Origin of the sequence: Achromobacter sp. E1, assembly GCF_037039475.1 — a bacterium.
Taxonomy (GTDB): Bacteria; Pseudomonadota; Gammaproteobacteria; order Burkholderiales; family Burkholderiaceae_B; genus Achromobacter; species Achromobacter mucicolens.
The window spans coordinates 4,075,510-4,096,173 of the sequence record NZ_CP146253.1 but is presented as its reverse complement, the minus strand read 5'-3'; the positions used below and the strand labels follow the sequence as shown (position 1 = coordinate 4,096,173).

The window sequence follows — 20,664 nt, the reverse complement described above, 5'->3', positions numbered from 1 at the left end:
TCTGGAAATAGTTCACCCTACGCGGGCGTAAAGGGTGATTGCGCTTGTGTTGGGACGTGCGCAAAACAGGCTGCGGAAATCGCATAGTTGCGACGACCTGAGCGGGCACGCTCGCGCCAAGGTTTCGCTGCAAGGCGTTAAAAATCCTGCCATGCGGGCGATTGACACCGTCGAGAAAAGCTTGCGCTAAGTGCCGCCGCTACTTAAGCTGTGCCGAAACGCCGCGCTCCAGCACGTAACGTGCCAGCGTCGGCAAGCGGATCGCAGCGCCTTTCCGCCGAATGACCACGCAACACTTTGTCAGCCAGTTTCCCTTGTCCCGGACATAAAGGATCCTTGTGCGAAAGTCGATGGTCTTGTTGGTATCACGATGCGGCCGGCGCACGCCTGGCACGCATCGGCCTTGCCCAGTTGGGCAGGTTCTTCCTGGATCGGATGTTTCCCGATCGGGCCCTCCTCCCTTTTCCGGCGCCTTATTCCCTTTGCGCCGCGTCGCGCCCGTAATCCACAAAAAATACGCTGAACCGGCGCACCCGCCGCGCCATTGAGCTGTCCGAGCTGGGCCCTTTCCACCGGTGGGAGGAGAGGGAAGTGGGACCTTGAGTCCGACCGCCTGGGAGTAGGGGATGATGCAAGCGAGCAGCAATGTCCGTCGTGTCGCGTTGTATGCGTTGAGTGCTTGGATGATGGTGTTGGCGGGGTGCAGGGACCGGAACGATGCGGCTGCCGTCCCCTTGGCGCCAGTAAAGGTCTTCGTGATGACCGTGGGAAGCCAGCCGGTCGATCTGAACGTGGATCTGCCGGGCCGGATCGAACCCATCCGCACGGCCGAAGTGCGGGCGCGCGTGGATGGCATCGTGGAGAAGCTGCTCTACACGGAAGGCAGCGACGTAGAGGCCGGCGACCCGCTGTTCCAGATCGACCCGAGCGACTACAAGGCGCAGCTGGCGCAGGCCAATGCCATGCTGCAGCGCGCACAGGCCGTGCAGAAGAACGCGCGCTCGGTCACCGAGCGGTTCCGCCCGCTGGTGCAGCGCCAGGCGGTCAGCGCACAGGAGTACGAGGCGGCGCTCGCCGCCCTGGGCCAGGCGCAGGCCAATGTCGCCGATGCGCAGGCCGCGGTCACGCTGGCGCAGTTGCGCCTGGACCGTTGCACGGTCAGGGCGCCCATCGCCGGGCGGGTGGGACGCGCGCTGGTCACCGAGGGGGCGCTGGTCAGCGCCTCGGGCGCAACGCTGCTTGCGCAGGTCAATCAGCTTTCGCCGATCAGCGCCACGTTCACCAAATCCAACACCGCCATCATGGACCTGACCGACTACGCGCGCTCGGGCGCGCTGGCCACGGCGGGCAACACATTTCCGGTGCGTCTCATGCTGGCCAATGGCCGCGAGTTCGGCGAAACGGGCGTCGTCGACTTTGCGGACCTGAGCGTGGACCGGACGACCGGCGCTCAGACCATACGCGCCCGCTTTGACAACGCCAAGCGGGAACTGCTGCCGGGGCAGTTCGTGACCGGGCAGATCCTGGTGGGCGTGCGCAAGGAGGGCATCCTGATCCCCGCGCGGGCCGCGCGGTTGAACGGCGACACGGCCACCGTGTTCGTCATCGGGCCGGGCGACACGGCGGTGCCTAAACAAATCCAGGTCGGCGAGCAGGTCGCCGGCAACTGGCTGGTACGTAGCGGCCTTGAACCCGGAGAGCGGGTGGTGGTGGACGGCTGGCACAGAATCAGGCCCGGTCAGCAGGTCGATCCAGTCGAACAGCAAGCCGCGAAACCCTGACGGAGCCGGCCATGGGTTCATTCTTCGTGTTGCGGCCGGTATTCGCCTGGGTAGTGGCGCTTTTCGTCCTGTTGTTCGGCCTGATCTCGGTGGTGCTGCTGCCCGTCGAGCAGTACCCGAATATCGCGCCGCCATCGATCACCATCCAGGCGACCTTCCGGGGTGCCGATACCACCACCATCGATCGCACCGTCACCTCCATCATCGAGGAGGAAATGAACGGGGTCGACAACTTCCTGTACATGGCGTCGGTCAGCCGCGCCAACGGCACGGCGCAGATTACGGTGACGCTGGAGCCCGGCACGGACCTGGACGTGGCGCGTAGCCAAGTGCAGGACCGCCTGAGCCGGGTCGAGCCGCGGCTGCCGCAAGAGGTGCGCCAGTTGGGCGTGGCCGTGACCAAGGCGTCATCCGGCTTCCTGATGCTGCTGGCATTGCAGTCCGAAAGCGGCAACGTCAGCGCCGTCGAGATGGGCAATTTCGCGTCCAACAACATCCTGAATGAGCTGCGCCGCATCCGTGGCGTGGGCGATGTGCAGCTGTTCGGCTCGTCGTACGCCATGCGGATCTGGCTGGACGAGCGCAAGCTGGCGAGTTTTCAGATGTCGGCCAGCGACGCGATGCGCGCGGTGCAGGAGCAGAACGCGCAGACGATCGGCGGTTCGCTGGGCGACCTGCCGCTGGCGCGCGGCGCGGACTTCAACGCGCAGATCGTCGCGCAAAGCCGTTTTTCCACGCCCGAGCAGTTCCGCCAGGTCATCCTGCGCGTGAACAACGACGGCTCGCTCGTGCGGTTGGGCGACGTGGCGCGGGTGGAGCTGGGCAACGAAAGCTACAACTTCCGCCTCAGCGTCAACGGCAAGGAGGCCGCCGGCATCGCCATCCAGCTTGCCAATGACGCGAATGCGCTGGATGTCGCACGCCAGGTCCGCCAGCGCATGACGGAGCTGGAATCGGTCTTTCCGGCGGGCGTCGGCTGGACGGTGCCGTTCGACACCACGCCCTTCATCACGACCTCGATCAGTTCGGTGCTGGTCACCATGGTGGAGGCGCTGCTGCTGGTCACGGCAATGGTGTTCCTGTTCCTGCAAAGCTGGCGCAGCACGCTGATCCCGACGCTGATCGTGCCGATTGCGCTGATCGGCACCTGCGCGGGCCTGTTCCTCTTTGGCGCATCCATCAACCTGTTGTCGCTCTTTGGCATGGTGGTGGCGATCGGGGTGTTGAACGACGACGCGATCGTGGTGTCCGAGAACGTCGCCCGCATCATGCAGGACGAAAAGCTGTCCGCGCCGGAAGCCACGCGCAAGGCGGTCGGCCAGGTATGGGGGCCGATCATCGCCAGCACGCTGGTGCTGGTGGCGGTGTTCGTGCCGATGGCGATGTTTCCGGGGTCCAGCGGCGCGATCTACCGCCAGTTCTCCATCACCCTGTCGGTCGCCATCGTCGTGTCCACCGTGCTGGCGCTGTCGCTGGGCGCCGCGTTGTGCGCAACGCTGCTCAAGCTGCCGGACGGCAAACCTCCGAAGGGACGGGTGTCCAAGGCCAAGCAATGGGTTTTCGACAAGTTCAACGCGGGCTTTGACGCCATGACGCGCCAGTACGTGCGGGCGGTCGAGCACATGCTGGTGCGGCCGCTGCGCTGGATGCTGATCTTCCTGGGCGTGTGCGGCTTGACGATCTTTCTGTTCTCGCGCTTGCCGGGCGGCTACCTGCCGCTGGAAGACCAGGGCTATTTCTTCGTGTCGTACACCGGCGCGCCCGGCACCACGGCCGACCAGACCGAGGTGGCCGTGCAACAGGCCGAAAGCCTGCTGCGTGAGCAGCCTGCCGTGCGCAACGTGGCGTCGGTGGTTGGGTTCAACTTCTTCGGCCAGGGGCAGACGGCCGCGCTGTCGTTCGTGGACCTTTACCCCTGGAGCGAGCGCACGGATCGCAGCAAGGCGGTCGATGCGCTGGTCGGGCGCAGCAACCTGGCCTTCCGCCAGATCCCCCAGGCGATGATCTTTGCGCTGAATCCGCCGCCGATCCCGTCGATGGGCAACGCGTCGGGCTTTTCCATGAAAGTGCAGGACCGCACGGCGCAGGGCGGCGCGGGTCTTGCCGCGACGGGCGCGGCGATGATCGCGGCCGCCGCCGCCAGTCCGCTGCTGACCGGCGTGCGGCTGGACGGCATGCCGCCGGGGCCGCGGTTGTATGTCGAGATCGACCGCGTGCATGCCCGCGCGCTGGGGTTGCAGGTGGCGCAGGTCAACCAGGCGCTGACGCTGGCGTTCGGCTCGAACTACGTCAACGACTTCCTGCACGATGGCTCGGTGCAGCGGGTGTTCATCCAGGCTGAGGCCGACCAGCGCATGCAGCCGCAGGACATCGCCGCCTTGCAGCTGCCGAACAACCGGGGCGAGATGGTGCCGTTCTCGGCGTTTTCACGAATGCGCTGGATCGACGGTCCGCAGCAGCTGGAACGCTACAACGGCTTTCCCTCCATCACGATTTCGGGCGAAGCCGCCGCCGGCCGCTCCAGCGGCGTGGCGCTGGCCGAAATGGAGGCCATCGCCGCGCGGGTCCTGCCGCAGGGCATCACCTACGAATGGACCGGGACGGCGTACGAAGAACAGCAGGCGGGCAACCAGGTGGCGTTGCTGCTGGCCCTGTCGCTGGTCGTGGTGTTCCTGCTGCTGTCCGCGCTGTACGAAAGCTGGTCCGTGCCGGTGTCGGTGTTGCTGATCCTGCCCTTTGGCATCCTGGGCGCCGCCGCGTTCACGTTGGGACGCGGCATGTCGGCGGACATTTATTTCAATATCGGGCTGGTCACCATCATCGGGCTGGCCGCCAAGAACGGCATCCTGATCGTGGAGTTCGCGCTGAAGGAGGAGCTTGAAGGCCGCGACCGCAAGGAAGCGGTGGTCGACGCGGCCCGCCAGCGCCTGCGCCCCATCATCATGACCAGCGTCACGTTCGTGCTGGGCATGCTGCCGCTGGTATTGGCGACCGGCGCGGGCGCCGCCAGCCGGCAGGCGGTGGGCACCAGCGTGATGGGCAGCATGCTGACAGCCACGCTGTTCGGGGTGTTCTTCACGCCACTTTTCTACATGGTGGCGCGGCGCTGGTCCGGGCCCCGGAAACCTGCGCCCAAGCCTGGCGATAGCGGTCCGGCCAAGGCCGAAGAGCGGGGAGAGAACCTATGATTCCCGCCCGCATTGCCGCCGCCGCGCTGCTTATCGGTGGGCTGTCCGCGTGCAATTTTGCGCCCGAGCACCGCCGGCCCGAAGTGGCCACGCCCGCCATGTTCCCGGGCGAGGTCCCCCCGGATGCCAAGGCGGCGCAGGACGTGACCTGGGAGCAATTCTTTGGCGATGCGCAGCTCAAGCGCCTGATCGCCCGGTCGCTGGAGCTGAACCAGGACCTGGCAGCGGCCACGGCCCGGATCGAGCAGGCCCGCGCGTTCTACCGCATCGAGCGCGCCAATCAGCTGCCGCAACTGGACGCCGGCGCGGCGGCGTCGCGCAACCAGCAGCCGCTGACCGTGCTGGACCCGGCGCTGGCCGGGTCACGGCAGACCGTGCAATTCAATCAGTTCAACGCGCAGGTGATGGTCTCGTCGTTTGAGCTGGACTTCTGGGGGCGGGTGCGCAATATGACCGCCTCGGCGTTGCAGCAATACCTTGCGACGGTGGAAGGCCGGCGCGCGTTCCGCCTGTCGCTGATCGCAAACGTGGCCTCGACCTATTACGACGCCCAGGCAGGCGAAGAGGGCATCGCGCTGGCGCAGCGCACGGTGGAGACGCGCAGCTATGCGCTTCGCGTGGCCAAGGACCGCCTGGACGCCGGGGTCACGTCGCGCGTCGACTTCGAGCAGTCCGCCATCCTGCTGACCCAGGCGCAGACCCAGCTTGCCGAATGGCAGCGCGCCACGGCGGGGCATTGGAACCGGTTGTGGGTGCTGGTCGGCGAAGACCTGCAGCACGAGATGGCCCCCGGTCAGCCCATCGAGGCCGCGGGGCAGTTCGATGCGCTGAGCCCCGGATTGCCGTCTTCGCTGCTGGTGGTCAGGCCGGACATCCGGCAGGCGGAGAACCGCCTGCGCAGCGCCAATGCCAACATCGGCGCGGCGCGCGCGGCACTCTTTCCGCGCATTGCGCTGACCGGATCGCTGGGCTACGCGTCCACCGAGCTGTCGGATCTGTTCTCCTCGCCCAGCCAGATCTGGAACATCGGCGCGGGGATAGGGTGGCCGATCTTCGACTACGGGCAGCGGCGGGCGGCGGTTGACCTGGCCACGGCGCAGCGCGACGAGCTGGTCGCCAACTACCGCAAGACGGTGCAGACCGCGTTCAGCGAAGTGGCGACCGCGCTGGAAAACCGCAAGCGCTTTCAGGAGCAGGTCACCGCGCAGGAGACGGCGATCCAGGCGCAGCGCCGGCTGGCTGAAACCGCCGAGTTGCGCTACATGAACGGCATCTCCATCTATCTGGAAGTCGTCGACGCGCGGCGCGGCCTGTTCAACGCGGAGCAGCAGATGCTGACGCTGCGGGCCTCGCAATTGCAGAACGGCGTGTCGCTGTACGTGGCGCTGGGCGGCGGGGACGAGCAGCCGGAAGTGGTCATGGCGGACGCGCCGCCCGCGGCGGGCGATCCCGCCGCGGGATCGCCGGCCCCCGTGTCCACGCCCGTTCTGCCGGCGGGGGCAGATTCTTCCTCCTCGGGAGCCGCGCAGTGAACACCGGCAAGCCCACCGACGCCGTCCAGCGCCCGCGGTGGCGCCGGCTGCGCAAGGCCTTGTTCATCGTGGCCGGGGTGGCGTTGCTGGTCGTCTTCACGCTCATGGGCGTGCGCCTGTACGACATCCAGCAGGGGCCGCCGCTGGCGGCGTGGCACACATATGTGCCGCAGGAACTGGACGCCGAGCGGCTGGACCGCAGCACCTGGGACGATTATCTGGCGCATGAGGATCAGCTTTTTGCGCTGGTCAGGCAGAACGTGGGCGACAAGCTGCTGCCGGAGGACAAGGTGGACAGCAACCGCTATTTCGCGGACGCGAAGGTGTACCCCGAGCATTTCGCGCATGACTGGAACCGGTCGTTCATGCTGCTGCCGGCGGGCGAACCGCGGGGCGTGGCCGTGCTGCTGCATGGCCTGACGGATTCGCCTTACAGCCTGCGCCACGTCGCCGCCCATTACCAATCCGTCGGCTACGTGGCGATCGCCATCCGGATGCCGGGCCACGGCACAGTGCCCGGCGGGCTGACGGACGCGCATTGGGAAGACTGGGCGGCGGCCACGCGCCTGGCCGTGCGCGAAGCCCGCCGCCGCGTGCCGGCACCCAAACCGCTGCACATGGTGGGCTTTTCCAATGGCGGGGCGTTGGCGCTGATGCACGCGCTGGATGCGCTGGACAACCCCAAACTCGACAAGCCCGACCGCCTGGTGCTGATCTCGCCGATGGTCGGCATCACGTCGTTTGCGCGCTTCGCGGGCTTGGCGGGCCTGCCGGCCATCCTGCCCGCGTTTGCCAAGGCCGCGTGGCTGAGCATCGTGCCGGAGTTCAATCCCTTCAAGTACAACTCTTTCCCCGTCCACGCGGCCCGCCAGTCGTTCGAGCTGACGCAGACGCTGCAGGACAGGCTGGTCGCGCAGCAGCGCGCGGGCGGCCTGGAACGGTTGCCGCCCATCATCACGTTCCACTCCGTGCTGGATTTCACCGTCAGCACGCGCGCGCTGATCAACGCGCTGTATGCGCGGCTGCCGGCCAACGGCAGCGACCTGGTGCTGTTCGACCTGAACCGGGCCACCAAGCTTGGGCCGCTGTTCCGGCGCGGTGTCGCCTGGCAACTGGCGGGCACGCTGCCCGGCGAAAAGCGCAACTATCGCCTGACGCTCGTCACCAACGCCAGCCCCACGTCAAGCGCCATGATCGAGCGCGTCATTGAGCCGAACGCCACCGCCGTCGTGGAACGGGCCATCGGCATGGACTATCCGCGCGAGGTCTATTCGCTGTCGCACGTTGCGCTGCCGTTCCCGACCGACGACGCGCTGTACGGCACGCATCCGGACAACATCGAAGAATTTGGCATCAGCCTGGGCGCCATGTCCATGCGCGGCGAAGTCGGCGCCTTCGTGATCGGCATGGACACGCTGACCCGGCTGACCTCCAATCCGTTCTATGCCTATCTGGTCAAGCGCGTTGATGGGGTGATACCACGATGACGTCCTTCGCAATGTCCGGCATCTTTGCCCTCCTGCTGCTCGGCCTGCTGTATTTGGCCAGCCCGATCTTCGTGCCGTTGGCGTTTGCGTTGTTCGTCATCTGCCTGGTTGCGCCGCTGCGCCAGTACCTGGGCCGCAGGATGCCGGCGCCGCTGGCCGCGATCCTGGCGCTGGTGGTCACGGTGGTCGTGTCGGTGGTGTTCCTGTCGCTGGCGGCCTGGGGCTTCAGCCTGGTCGCGCAGTGGGTCATGGCGAACGCCGCGCGCTTCCAGCGCCTGTTCACGCTGGAGACCGAAACGCTGCACCCGCATGGCGCGATGGCGATCCAGATGTTTCAGGACAGCTTCAACGTGTCGTGGCTGGTGCGGGCGATCCAGGAGGTGGCGCTGCGGATTAACAGCATGCTGGGCATGATTTTCATCGCCTTTGTGTTCATTGCGCTGGGGCTGTTCGAGCTGGACGAGGCGCCGGCGCGGCTGATCCGCCTGCTGGGCGAAGCCCGGGCGCAGCGCTGGATGGCGATCGGGCGCGAGGTTGCCGCCAAGCTGCGCTGGTACATGGTGATCCGCACGATCGCAAGCGTGCTGACGGGCGTGACGGTCTGGTTGTTTGCGATCTATGCCGGGCTGGAGCTGGCGACCGCCTGGGGCGGGCTCGCGTTCCTGCTCAATTACATCCCCTTCCTCGGGCCGCTGGTGGCGACGGTGTTTCCCGCGTTCTTCGCGTTCGTGCAGGTGGGATCGCTGCAGACCAGCATTGCGGTGCTCGTCGTCCTGAACTGCATCCAGATCGTCTACGGCTGCTATCTGGAACCCAGGCTTGCCGGCAGCGCGTTTGCGCTGTCGCCGCTGATGGTGATGTTTGCTGTTTTTTTCTGGGGGTTTGTGTGGGGCATTCCGGGCACGTTCATTGGCGTGCCCCTACTTATCACGATGACCACCGTGTACGGCGCAGGCCGCAGTTCACGCGTTGCCCGCAGCTGAGCCGGCCGGTCCGGGCCACGCCCGGCAAATCGGCCGACCCGCTCACGTCTTTGCTCATTACTGGAGGTGCATGATGGAAAGCAGTACTCCCAAGAAGCTTGGATTGCTTGCCTTGACCGGCATGGTGGTGGGGTCGATGATCGGCGCCGGGATTTTCTCGCTGCCCAGGACCTTTGGCGGGGCGACGGGCGTCGTCGGCGCGGTGATCGCGTGGATTATCGCGGGGGCGGGCATGTACACGCTGGCGCGCGTGTTCCAGGCGCTGGCCGAGCGCAAACCCGACATGGACGCGGGCGTCTTTGCGTACGCCAAGGCGGGCTTTGGCAACTATATGGGCTTTCTGTCCGCGTTTGGCTACTGGATCGGCAGTTGCATCGGCAACGTGTCGTACTGGGTGCTGATCAAGTCCACGCTCGGCGCCTTCTTTCCCGTTTTCGGAGACGGCAACACGGTCATCGCGATCGCGGTGGCATCGGTGGGGATCTGGCTGTTTCACTTCATGATCCTGCGCGGCGTGCAGCAGGCGGCGTTCATCAACGCGGTCGTGACGGTCGCCAAGATCATTCCGATCCTGGTGTTCATCGTCGTGCTGTTCGTGGCGTTCAAGGTCGACCTGTTCCGCATCAACTTCTGGGGCGAAATGAGCGGCTACAGCCTGTTCGAGCAGGTGCGCAGAACCATGCTGGTGACCGTCTTCGTATTCCTGGGGATCGAGGGCGCAAGCGTGTACTCGCGGTTCGCGTCCAAGCGCTCGGACGTGGGGGTGGCCACGCTGATCGGCTTTGTGACGGCGCTGCTGCTGATGGTGCTGGTGTCGCTGCTGCCCTATGCGGTCATGCAGCAGAGCGACATCGCCGGGCTGCGCCAGCCGTCGATGGCCGGCGTGCTGGAATCGGTGGTGGGTCCGTGGGGCGCGGTGTTCGTCAGCGTGGGGCTGTTGATCTCGGTGCTGGGCGCCTATCTGGCCTGGTCGCTGATCTGCGCGGAAGTGATGCACGCGGCTTCCAAGAACGAAGACATGCCGCGCGCGTTCGCCCGCGAGAACAAGAACGGCGTGCCGGTCGTGGCCCTGTGGGTGACCAACATCATCGTGCAGCTTTTCGTCATCAGTACGTACTGGTCGCGCGACGCCTTTGCGCTGATGCTGAGCCTGACCAGCGCGATGTCGTTGATCCCCTACCTGCTGGTCGCCGGCTTCGGCTGGCAGCTTGCCAAGCGCGGCGAGACGTATGTCGACGGCAAGGACCGCAAGCGCGATCTGACGCTTGCCAGCATCGCGGCCATCTACACCGTGTTCATGATTCTCGCCGGCGGATTGAAATTCCTGCTGCTGTCGGCGCTGTTGTACGCGCCCGGGTCTGTCCTGTACTTCTGGGCCCGGCGCGAGCAGGGCAGGTCGTTCTTCACAGGTTGGGAGTTGGTCGTATTCATCGTGGCATGCGTCGGAGCTTTGGCCGCCATCGTCGGCCTGATCTACGGCTGGATCGCCATTTAACGTCTGGGAGCTAGTCATGGCTGATACCGAGGAATTTGGAGTCCATTCAGAAGTCGGGCAATTGCGCACGGTGATGGTCTGCGCGCCAGGACGCGCCCACGAAAGATTGACGCCCTCCAATTGCGATGCGTTGCTGTTCGACGACGTCATGTGGGTCGACAACGCCAAGCGGGACCATTTCGACTTCATGACCAAGATGCGGGACCGCGGCGTGGACGTGCTGGAAATGCACAACCTGCTGGCCGAAACGGTCGCGATACCGGAGGCAAAGAAGTGGATCCTGGACAACCAGGTGGTGGCGAACCAGGTCGGGCTGGGATTGCTCGATGAGATCCGCAGCTACCTGGACGGGCTGGCGCCGCGCAAGCTGGCCGAGACGCTGATCGGGGGGCTGTCGACCGACGAGTTTCCCGAGTCGGTGGGCGGCGAACAGCTCATGCTGATCAAGGAGGCCGCGGGCGTCACGGAATACCTGCTGCCGCCGCTGCCCAACACGCTGTACACGCGCGACACGACCTGCTGGATCTACGGCGGCGTGACGCTCAATCCGCTTTACTGGCCCGCGCGGCACGAAGAGACGATCCTGACGTCGTCCATCTACAAGTTCCATCCGCGCTTTGCCGGCAAGGTGAACGTCTGGTGGGGCGATCCCACGGCCGACCACGGGCTGGCCACGCTGGAAGGCGGCGACGTCATGCCGATCGGCAACCGCACGGTGATGATCGGCATGAGCGAACGCACGTCGCGCCAGGCCATCAGCCAGCTGGCGGCCACGCTCTTTGCCAAGAACGCGGCCGACCGGGTGATCGTGGCGGCCATGCCCAAGCTGCGGGCGGCCATGCACCTGGACACCGTGCTGACCTTCGCGGACCGTGACTGCGTGCTGATGTACCCCGACATCGTCAACAACGTCCAGGCGTTCTCGTACCGGCCGGGCAACACGCCGGGCTCGCTGGAGCTGCACAAGGACAAGGGCTCGCTGGTGGACGTGATCGGCGAGGCGCTGGGCGTCAAGAAGATGCGCGTGGTCGAGACCGGCGGCAACGCCTATGTCCGCGAGCGCACGCAGTGGGACAGCGGCGCCAATCTGGTCTGCATCTCGCCCGGGGTGGTGCTGGCCTATGACCGGAACGTCTACACCAACACGCTGCTGCGCAAGGCGGGCATCGAGGTCATCACCTTCGTCGGCGCGGAACTGGGCCGGGGCCGCGGCGGCGGGCATTGCATGACGTGCCCGATCTCGCGGGATGCCGCCTAGCGGGGGATCGGCGCGCGCGGCCGTCCCGGCGGGGGACGGCTGCGCGGGCAGGGCAAGCACTGGGTCTCTTTCAGGAGAAGATCGTGAGCGGGGAAACTGCCAAACTTTCTCGCATGGCGCTTGCCGCCATGGTGGTGGGCTCGATGGTGGGAGCGGGGATCTTTTCGCTGCCCAGCGTGTTTGCGCGCAATACCGGTCCGGTGGGCGGCTTGGTGGCCTGGGCCATCGCCGGCACGGGCATGTTGACGCTGGCGATGGTCTTCCAGTTCCTGGCGCGCCGGCGTCCCGATCTGGATACGGGCATCTTCGCGTACGCCAAGGCCGGCTTCGGGCTGTATCTGGGGTTTCTGGCGGCGCTGGGCTACTGGACGGCCGCGTGCCTGGGCAACGTCAGCTACTTCGTCATCTTCAAGGGAACGCTGGGCGCCGTGCTGCCATTTTTCGGCGACGGCGACACCGTGCCGGCGGTGCTGGTGTCTTCGGTGCTGTTGTGGTCCACCCATTTCCTGATCCTGCGCGGCATCCGTCAGGCCGCCGGCATGAACACGGTCGTCACCATCGCCAAGGTCGTCCCGATCGCGATCTTCATCGTCTTTGCCGCCTTTGCCGTCGACCTGGACGTGCTGCGCGCGAACATCGCCGAGGGGCTCAGCGGTGAAGGCAAGGGCAGTCTTTTCGAGCAGGTGCGCAACACGATGCTGGTCACGGTGTTCGTGTTCCTGGGCGTGGAGGGCGCCAGCGTCTATTCGCGCTACGCCAAGCGGCGCGAGGACGTGGCGGTGGCGACCATTGTGGGTTTTCTGCTGGTGCTGGCGCTGCTGGTGATGGTGACGATGCTGTCGTACGGCGTGCTGCCGCGCGCGGAGATCGCGGCGCTGCGCAACCCGTCCATGGCGGGCGTGTTGCGCGCGGTGGTCGGGCCGTGGGGCAGCATGCTGGTCAGCGTGGGGCTGATGGTGTCGGTGGCAGGCGCCTATCTGGCGTGGATCCTGCTGGCGGCCGAAGTGCTGCGCGCCGCGGCCGGCGCGGGCATCATGCCGTCGTTCCTGGGCCGCGAAAACCGGCACGGCGTGCCGGCAGCCGCGCTCTGGCTCAGCAACGGCATCGTGCAGCTCTTTCTGATCGTCACGCTCTTTACCGAAGACACCTTCGTGCTGCTCAAGAACATGGCCAGTTCGATGAGCCTGATGCCGTATTTCTTCGTGGCCGCGTTTGGGCTGATGCTGACCGTGCGCGGCGAAACCTATAACGGCTGGAGCGGGCGGCGCAAGGTCGAGCTGGCGCTGGCGGTGGCCGCCACGGTCTATGCGGCCGGGCTGGTGTATGCGGGCGGCTTCCGGTATTTCGTCCTGTCTTGCGTCATCTATGCGCCTGGCACGATCCTCTTTCTGATCTCCCGCCGGGAGCAGCGCGGCAACATCTTTGCCCCGTATGAATGGCCGATCCTGATTCTGGTGCTGGTGTCGTGCGGCATCGGCGTGTGGGCGATCAGCACGGGCAACACGGCGTTCTAGGGACGCGAAGGAGCCGCACGGCAATGGTCAGCGAACTGGCAATCGTCCTCACCATCCTCTGCGCGGCTGTCGTGCTGTTTGTCATCGGGCGGCCCCGGTCGGATGCCGTGGCGCTGCTGGTCATGCTGCTGTTGCCCCTGAGCGGCACGGTGACCTACCGCGAGGCGCTGGACGGATTCTCCAATCCCAACATCATCCTGATCGCCTGCCTGTTCGTCGTGGGCGAGGGGCTGGTGCGCACGGGCGTCGCGCAGGCCGTGGGCGACCTGCTGCTGCGGCATGGCGGCAAGAGCGAGGGATGGCTGGTGCTGCTGGTGATGGGGGCCGTCGGCTCGATGGGCGCGGTGATGAGCTCTACGGCCGTGGTCGCCATCTTCATTCCCATCGTCCTGCGGATCGCGCGCAAGTCCGGCATGGCCAGCCGCCGGATCCTGATGCCCATGGGCGCGGCGGCAGCCATGAGCGGCATGCTGACGCTGGTGGCAACCACGCCGAACCTGGTGCTCAACAGCGCGCTGGGCTATGCGGGCTACGAGGGCTTTCGCTTCTTTGACTTCACGCCGATCGGCATTGTGGTCCTGGCCGGCGGCATCGCCTACATGCTGTTTGCGCGCAATCTGATCGACGCGGGCCAGGGGCCGCGCGCCGCGAACCGGCCCAGCTTCGGCGACTGGGCCACCAAGTATTCCCTGCAGAACCGGGCCTGCCGCCTGCTGGTGCAGGACGACTCCGATCTGGCCGGGCGTCAGCTTGGCATGTGGGCGGGCGAATTGGGCAAGGCGGCGTTCGTCATCGCCATCGAGCGGCACTCGCGCTTCGCCCGGGCCGTGATGCGCCCCACGGCGGACGACGTGCTGGAAGCGGGCGACATCCTGTTGCTGGACATGGACGCCGAGGGTTTCGACATCGACGGATTCTGCGCCCGGCATCAGGTCAAGCGGCTGGCGATGTCCGGGGTGTACTTCACCGATCAGGCGCGCGACGTGGGCATGGTGGAGGTCATCATCCCCTCGGAGTCGCGGCTGGAGGGCGCGAATGCCCGTGAATCCGTGGTGCTGGCGCGGCACGGGCTCTTTGTTGTCGGCCTGTGGCGCGGCAAGGAGGCCATGCGGGACCTGCCGAATGTAAAGATGCGCGTGGGCGACACGCTGCTGGTGGTCGGCCCGTGGGCAGGCATTTTCTCGCTGCAGGCCGAAGAGCACGATCTGGTCAGCCTGGCCATGCCGGTCGAAGCCGATTCGCTGGTGCCGGTGCCCAATCGCGCCCTTCACGCGCTGTTCTCGCTGGCGACGGTCGTGTTCCTGATGCTGACCGACTGGGTGCCCAACGTGATGGCGGGCCTGATCGGCGGCCTGATGATGGGCCTGTTCGGCTGCGTGACGCTGGACGTGGCGTACCGGTCGATCAACTGGCGCGCGCTGATCCTGATCGTGGGCATGCTGCCTTTTGCGCTGGCGCTCAAGCGCAGCGGCGGCGTAGATATGGCCGCGCAGTTCCTGCTGCACTATTCGGGCGACTGGGGCATCTACGGACAGCTGGCGCTGGTGTTCGTGGCGACCGTCACGTTGGGCGTGGTGGTGTCGGGCACGGCCACTGCCGTGCTGATGGGCCCGGTGGCGATCAGCATCGCCGAAAGCCTGCATGCTTCGCCCTACGCGTTTGCGATGACGGTGGCCATCGCGTCGTCCGCGGCGTTCATGTCGCCGGTGTCCACGCCTTCCAATGCGCTGGTCAGCGTGGCGGGGGGCTTTGGCTTTGCCGACTATCTGAAGATCGGAACGCCATTGACCTTGTTTTCCCTGGTGGTCAGCGTGATGCTGATCCCGATCCTGTTTCCGTCCTGAGGGCGGATGACTTACCCAGAGGCGCGATCATGGTTGTCAGGACTGGTATTGCATTCACGGCGGCATTGCTGATTTTCGGGGCTGCTTCGGCGCATTCCCATTCCCTGCCCGCAGCCCACGCGACGCCGCCGCCGGGCGCGCCGGCCGCGGCCGATTCCCGGATCCTCTTCGAAAATGTCCGCATCTTCGACGGCGTGTCGGGCGAGCTGAGTCCGGCGAGCAGCGTGCTGGTCCACGGGAGCGTCATCGAGAAGGTGTCGCGCGACAAGGTGCCGGCCGATGGCGCGCGGGTCATCGACGGCGGCGGGCGCACGCTGATGCCGGGGCTGATCGACATGCACTGGCACAGCATGTTCGTCGGCGTGCCGCTGGCCGTGGCGATGACCCAGGATCCGACCTACCTGAACATTGTCGCGGGCGTGGAGGCCGGCAAGACGCTGATGCGCGGCTTCACCACGGTGCGGGACCTGGGCGGCTCGGCGTTCAGCCTGAAGCAGGCGGTGGACCAGGGCGTGATCCCGGGCCCACGCATCTACCCGTCGGGCGCGATGATCAGCGTGACCAGCGGGCATGGCGATTTCCGTTCGATGGCGGACCTGCCGCGCACGCTAGGGGCGCCCGCGTCGCGGCACGATCTGGCCGGCGACAGCACCATTGCCGACAGTCCCGACGAGGTGCGCCTGCGCACGCGCGAGCAACTCATGCAGGGCGCGACGCAGATCAAGCTGACCGGCGGCGGAGGCGTGTCGTCGCCGCACAGCCCGCTGGACGTCGTGACATTCACCGAGCCCGAGCTTCGCGCGGCGGTGGAGGCCGCGACGGATTGGGGCACCTACGTGGCGGTGCACGCCTACACGCCCACCGCCATCCAGCGGGCCATCAGGGCGGGAGTGCAGAGCATCGAGCACGGCAGCATGATGGACGAGGAAACGGCGCAGCTGATGGCCCGATCGGGCGCATGGCTTAGCACGCAGCCCTTTCCGGACGAACTGGCAGACGCCTTTCCCCGCGGCTCGGACCAATGGCAAAAAGCGCAGGAGGTCTTTGCCGGCACCGACCGGACCTATCAGCTGGCGATCAAGTACAAACTGAAGACGGCGTTCGGCACCGACATCCTTTTTTCCAGCCAGCTGGCGGCGCAGCAGGGCAGGATCCTCGCCAGCCTCACGCGGTGGTACACGCCGGCACAGACGCTCATGATGGCGACCGGCACGAACGCCGAATTGCTCAAGTTGTCGGGCAAGCGCAATCCCTACCGCGGCGACCTGGGCGTGGTGCGCGAGGGGGCGCTTGCCGATCTGCTGCTGGTCGATGGCAATCCCATTGAAGACATCTCGCTGATCGGTGACCCGGAGAAAAACTTTCTGGTCATCATGAAGGACGGTGTGCTCTACAAGGACACCGTGCCGGTACGCTGAGCATTTCAGGCGGGCGGTGCGGGTGTGATGCACCACGGCGCGCGCCGTTATCAGCGCGGCGCCGCCGTCAGAAGGTGCCGACGGTCACCAGTTGGTCCGACGCGAACATGGCGGCCGGCGAGATGATGGGTTCTTCCCCGGGAATGCGCTTGCCGTAGCGTTCCTGCATCTTGGACTGCACGGCGGGCGAGGCCAGATCGAAGCTTTTCAGCGGGGCCAGCGCGCCAATCTGCACGCCGAGGACGCGCTCGTAGATCTTCCAGACCAGTTCGGAGCAATAGATCTGGTCGTCCGACCAGGCGAACACCAGATCGTAGGACTTGCCCACATAGGCGGCGCCCGCCTTGGCCAGGCGGGCGCGCGCGTCGGGCGTGAGCTGCGATGCGTCGCGTAGCCGCTTGACGACGTAATGGCCGCCCTCGCCTTGCGCGATCCATTGCGAGAGGGGGGTGTAGCTGACGCGCGCTGCGGCCTCGAGCACGTAGGCCTGGCCTTGGCGCGTCACGATCATGCCCATGTGGCTATAGGGCGAATGCGTGGCCTGTTGAATGGCCAGGCTTTGCGCCGATCGCGACTGCTGGAAAACCATGTCGCCCGTCTGCAGGTCGGGCGTTGCGGCGGCGGCCATGGACAGCGCGCAAAGCGCTGCTCCGGCGGCCGCACAGACCTTTGCCGCCAGCCTCACGGGCGAGCCCGTCCTGTCGCAGGCGTCTGCTTTTTGGCGCGCGGTTTGGCCGCGGGCTTTTCTTCCTTGGGCGGCGTGTCGAACTCTTGTTTGTTGCGCTCGCCGCGTGGCGTGTTTTCGGGGTGGGGTTTGGGAAATGCCCAGGGCTTTGTTTTCTGATCCATTGCATGTACTCCTTGCACAGGCGGAACAGTAGCATTAGCCGTGGTCCCTGGGTAAGTGAGGGTTGACGTCAATATTCATCACATCGTGATATGCAGCGGGAAATGGTCACCCGCGCATCACGGCGTTTTGGGAATTTCCGCGACCCAGATGCGGTCGAACTGCTCGCGAACCCGGCGCGCCCAGTCGTCGATGGCGCCTTGCACGTCGGCCGCCGTGGGCTTGCGGCTCTCGGGCAGGTTGCTGCCCGTGACGGCGCCCATCGAGGCGATCAGCAGCTGGTTGGTGGAGGCATCGCGCGCCGAGGCTTCGATCAACAGCCGCGCCGATTGATCGCGCAGGCCCGCGGCCTTGGCCGTCTGGCCCAGTACGTAGCCGATCGGCACGTATTCGCCCGGGCGCGGATCGCGATCGTTGCGGAAGGTGCCCGTGATGGCGGCCCGCAGCCGCACCGAGCGCGGCGCGGGCGCCGATATCAACTGATAGCCGGCCTGCGAAAACTCCCGGCGCAAGGCGGCGTTCATGTAGTCCAGCACGCGCTGCCGCAGTTCGGCATTGTCGCGAAAGTCCAACTCGTCAGGCCGGTCGCCGGGAATGTAGGTCACATTCTCCAAGAGCAGCTTCTTGTCGAACTGGCTGCCGATCGGCGGCCCCGGCCGGACCCAGATGCGGCCGCCGCTCCAGTTCGGGTCCTGCTGCAGCTGGCTTTGGGGTTCGCCAAGCGCGGTGGAATAGTCCTTGGCCTTGGGCAGATTGGTGCAGCCGGCCAGTCCGATGAGTGCGCAGCAGGCCGCGCACAGTGCGAGGTTGGGCTTCATGGGGGCTTTCCTTTTCAGGCAACGGCGTCCGCGGCGGCGGACTCAAGACCGGCACGATTCATGCTGGCAATTATCTGCCCGAAACTCGCGCTGCCGCGGCTATTTTTTTTTGGCTGCGGGCATCGGCTGCGCGCCTGGCCGCATCATCCTTCTGGCCATGCGAAAACGCTGTCTTGCCGCCTGTGGCCAGCGCTACGATGGGTATGTGCACATAGAAGGAGACATCTATGGACACCGCCAACGAATGGTATGCCGCCGTCAAGGAATGGCAGCGGGCCCGCGATGAACTGACCGAAGCGATCGCCGCGATCCAGTGGCCCAGTCCCACGCCCGGCTGCCTTGAAAACTACGACCGCGCCTTTGCGCATGAAACCGAGGCCCGCGAACGCATGAACGCCGCCTACGCGCGATCCCGACGATAGCAGCGAGACGCATTGGCGGCGCCAGTTGGCGCACGAGGTGCTTGGCTCCATGAAACGCGGAAGGTGTGGCTCTTTCAGTGGGGCCACGCGCGCGGTATGTTGTCGCTTTTCCGACCTTTTCATCGCGCCGCCATCATGTACCTGCCGTCCGCCTTTCGCGAAGATTCGCTGGATATCCAGCACGAGTTCATCCGCGCCCACCCGCTGGGCGTCGTCTGCACCAGCGGCGACGGCGGGCTGATGGCCAATCACATTCCCTGTCTGCTCTATCCCGAAGGCCCGCATGGCGTCCTGCGCCTGCACGTGGCGCGCGCCAATCCGCAGCTCGCCGAACTGGCTTCGGGACGCGAGTGCCTGGTGGCCTTCCACGGGGCGCAGGCCTACATCACGCCGTCCTGGTACGCGACCAAGGCGGAGACGCACAAGGTGGTGCCCACCTGGAATTTCGTGGCTGTCCACGTGTGGGGCACGCCTGTCATCCAGGACGATCCGGCGTGGCTGCGCGCCCAGCTGGAGGCGCTGACCGACAGCCAGGAGCGTGCGCGCGCCCAGCCGTGGCGCGTGGACGAGGCGCCCGCCGATTTCATCGCCGCGCAGATGCGCGCCATCATCGGCGTGGAAATCCCCATCGCGCGCATCGAAGGCAAGTGGAAGGTCAGCCAGAACCGCAACGCGGCCGATCGCGAGGGCGTGGCCGAGGGGCTGGTCAACGAACGCGGCGACGCGGTCATGGCCGGCCTGGTGGCGCGGCGCGGCGGCGCCTGAGGCGTCAGGGCGCGACGCGCCTGGCGTGGGCGCCACGACCGGCGGCAAAGCACAGGATGGCAGCCAGTTGCAATACGGCGGCGGCGGCGAGGAAACCCGGCAGCGCCAGCCCCGTCGGCTGCAACAGGGTCCGCAGCGCCCCGAATGCGGCCGGCGCAAAGGCATAGGCGCCTTGCGACAGCGCCACGATCAGGGGCACCACCCGGGCAGCGTCCTCGCGCGCGAATTCCGCCTGCGCGATCAGGGGCGGCAGGGACGTGGCGTTGCCGATGCCTGACCCGAAGAGCGCCACGCCCGCCCACACCGCCCACGCGTGGTCCCCGGCCAACATCAGCACCAGCGACCCGGCGATCTGCACGGCGTAGGCCGCGCAGGCGATCCGGCGGCGGTCGGCTGCCGGAGGCATCAGCCAGCCGACGAGCGAGCGTCCGGCGATGGCGCTGGCGGTGGCAAGTCCCATTGCCAGTCCCGCCGTCTGCGCGCCCAGCAGCGGCGCCAGCAGCGACAGCAGGTGCGCGATGAGGCCGATCTGGGCGAACAGGCCCAGCGCCATGCCGGCGGCCAGCGTCACGAACGCGCGGTCGCGGCGCAGCGGGCCGGCGGCCGCCGGCGCGGTCTGGGTGGCGGTGGGCGGCTTGCCCCCCGCGTCGCCGTCCGGGGCCTGGCCAAGCTGTCGCGGCGTCACTGAAAACACCTTGCGCGACAGCACGCCGATGACAATGACCATCGCCAGCCCGACCCACAACGCCGCCTGCGCAAAGCCGGCGTGCGCGATCAGGAACACCCATAGCGGTGAAAAGACGACGCCGCCGACGCTGGCGCCGTTGTAGGCCATGCCCAGGGCGGCCGGACGCCGCCGCACGAACCAGGGGGCAATCAGGGCGTTGACGGCGGCGGCGCCCAACGTCACCCAGCCCATCCCGCTGCACGCCGCGGCGGCATACAGCTGCGCGGGCGTCTGCGCCACCGCCCATCCGGCCACGCCCACGGCCAGCAGCGCCGCGCCGCCGGCGGTCGTGCGGGCGACGCCGATGCGGCGGTAAAGGCGCGGCAGGTTGGCCACCACCACCGTGCCGGCCAAAAAGTGCAGCGTGACCGCGCCCGATACCAGCGCGACGCTCCAGCCGGTGCGCTGGACGACGGCGTGCAGGAATACCGGCGGACCGTAAAAACCCACGCCCCAACCGAAGACGGCGAGCACGAAGGTGGCGCATAGGACTTTCCAGCCGAAAAAGGGAGGAGAGGAGGACATGGTCTGGGCGATTGATGCGAGTTTCGATGCGGCGAAGTATGCTTACGGCCTACACACAAC

Annotated in this window: 16 protein-coding genes; 12 read left to right on the top strand and 4 right to left on the bottom strand. The window is 66.5% G+C overall.

All coding sequences use genetic code 11. The features are described from left to right. Window positions 1–758 precede the first annotated feature (758 nt). The 10 genes from V6V88_RS19000 (at window position 759) to V6V88_RS18955 (ending at window position 16,500) form a co-directional block, all read left to right on the top strand. Window positions 759–1,781 (top strand): efflux RND transporter periplasmic adaptor subunit, encoded by a 1,023-nt coding sequence (locus tag V6V88_RS19000; RefSeq protein WP_230965040.1) that lies wholly within the window; start codon window positions 759–761, stop codon window positions 1,779–1,781. Between the two features lie 11 nt (window positions 1,782–1,792). Then, a complete protein-coding gene (locus tag V6V88_RS18995; RefSeq protein WP_338615960.1) occupies window positions 1,793–4,969 on the top strand; it encodes a multidrug efflux RND transporter permease subunit in 3,177 nt (1,058 codons plus the stop codon). Beyond that, entirely contained in the window at window positions 4,966–6,501 is a 1,536-nt protein-coding gene (locus V6V88_RS18990; protein ID WP_338615959.1) for an efflux transporter outer membrane subunit, read from the top strand. Before V6V88_RS18995 ends, V6V88_RS18990 begins: the two co-directional genes overlap by 4 nt. Beyond that, entirely contained in the window at window positions 6,498–7,988 is a 1,491-nt protein-coding gene (locus tag V6V88_RS18985) for an alpha/beta hydrolase (RefSeq protein ID WP_222119276.1), read from the top strand. Before V6V88_RS18990 ends, V6V88_RS18985 begins: the two co-directional genes overlap by 4 nt. Continuing rightward, window positions 7,985–8,971: an AI-2E family transporter gene (locus V6V88_RS18980; protein ID WP_056323357.1), complete on the top strand. Its 987-nt coding sequence runs from the start codon at window positions 7,985–7,987 to the stop codon at window positions 8,969–8,971. Before V6V88_RS18985 ends, V6V88_RS18980 begins: the two co-directional genes overlap by 4 nt. Before the next feature lie 73 nt (window positions 8,972–9,044). Continuing rightward, a complete protein-coding gene (locus tag V6V88_RS18975; protein WP_056323360.1) occupies window positions 9,045–10,466 on the top strand; it encodes a basic amino acid/polyamine antiporter in 1,422 nt (473 codons plus the stop codon). A 16-nt stretch (window positions 10,467–10,482) separates the two neighbouring features. After that, entirely contained in the window at window positions 10,483–11,724 is a 1,242-nt protein-coding gene (gene arcA / locus V6V88_RS18970; protein WP_056323362.1) for an arginine deiminase, read from the top strand. An 83-nt stretch (window positions 11,725–11,807) separates the two neighbouring features. After that, the gene (locus V6V88_RS18965) at window positions 11,808–13,238 is read left to right on the top strand and encodes a basic amino acid/polyamine antiporter (RefSeq protein WP_223576324.1); all 1,431 of its coding nucleotides are present in this window, start codon (window positions 11,808–11,810) and stop codon (window positions 13,236–13,238) included. A gap of 23 nt (window positions 13,239–13,261) precedes the next feature. Then, entirely contained in the window at window positions 13,262–15,082 is a 1,821-nt protein-coding gene (locus V6V88_RS18960) for an SLC13 family permease (protein ID WP_226846413.1), read from the top strand. 29 nt (window positions 15,083–15,111) lie between these two features. Then, on the top strand, window positions 15,112–16,500 hold the full coding sequence (locus tag V6V88_RS18955) for an amidohydrolase family protein (RefSeq protein ID WP_338615956.1): 1,389 nt from the start codon (window positions 15,112–15,114) through the stop codon (window positions 16,498–16,500). Between the two features lie 67 nt (window positions 16,501–16,567). On the opposite strand, the gene V6V88_RS18950 is transcribed toward V6V88_RS18955, so the two are convergent. The 3 genes from V6V88_RS18950 to V6V88_RS18940 form a co-directional block, all read right to left on the bottom strand. Then, window positions 16,568–17,128, bottom strand: a complete 561-nt coding sequence (locus V6V88_RS18950) for a YiiX family permuted papain-like enzyme (protein WP_338615954.1) — start codon at window positions 17,126–17,128, stop codon at window positions 16,568–16,570. 53 nt (window positions 17,129–17,181) lie between these two features. Beyond that, window positions 17,182–17,349 carry a hypothetical protein gene (locus V6V88_RS18945; protein ID WP_174245436.1) on the bottom strand — a complete coding sequence of 56 codons (168 nt, stop codon included), beginning with the start codon at window positions 17,347–17,349 and terminating at the stop codon, window positions 17,182–17,184. A gap of 117 nt (window positions 17,350–17,466) precedes the next feature. Beyond that, complete coding sequence (locus V6V88_RS18940) at window positions 17,467–18,165, bottom strand: DUF3313 domain-containing protein (protein WP_175235551.1); 699 nt, start codon at window positions 18,163–18,165, stop codon at window positions 17,467–17,469. A 227-nt stretch (window positions 18,166–18,392) separates the two neighbouring features. On the opposite strand from V6V88_RS18940, the gene V6V88_RS18935 reads away from it, so the two are divergent. Further along, entirely contained in the window at window positions 18,393–18,587 is a 195-nt protein-coding gene (locus tag V6V88_RS18935) for a hypothetical protein (RefSeq protein WP_056323375.1), read from the top strand. A 135-nt stretch (window positions 18,588–18,722) separates the two neighbouring features. Further along, window positions 18,723–19,352 carry an FMN-binding negative transcriptional regulator gene (locus V6V88_RS18930; RefSeq protein ID WP_056324574.1) on the top strand — a complete coding sequence of 210 codons (630 nt, stop codon included), beginning with the start codon at window positions 18,723–18,725 and terminating at the stop codon, window positions 19,350–19,352. A gap of 4 nt (window positions 19,353–19,356) precedes the next feature. Here the strand turns inward: V6V88_RS18930 and V6V88_RS18925 are convergent, their stop codons facing one another. Beyond that, complete coding sequence (locus tag V6V88_RS18925) at window positions 19,357–20,604, bottom strand: MFS transporter (RefSeq protein WP_338615951.1); 1,248 nt, start codon at window positions 20,602–20,604, stop codon at window positions 19,357–19,359. Window positions 20,605–20,664 lie beyond the last annotated feature (60 nt).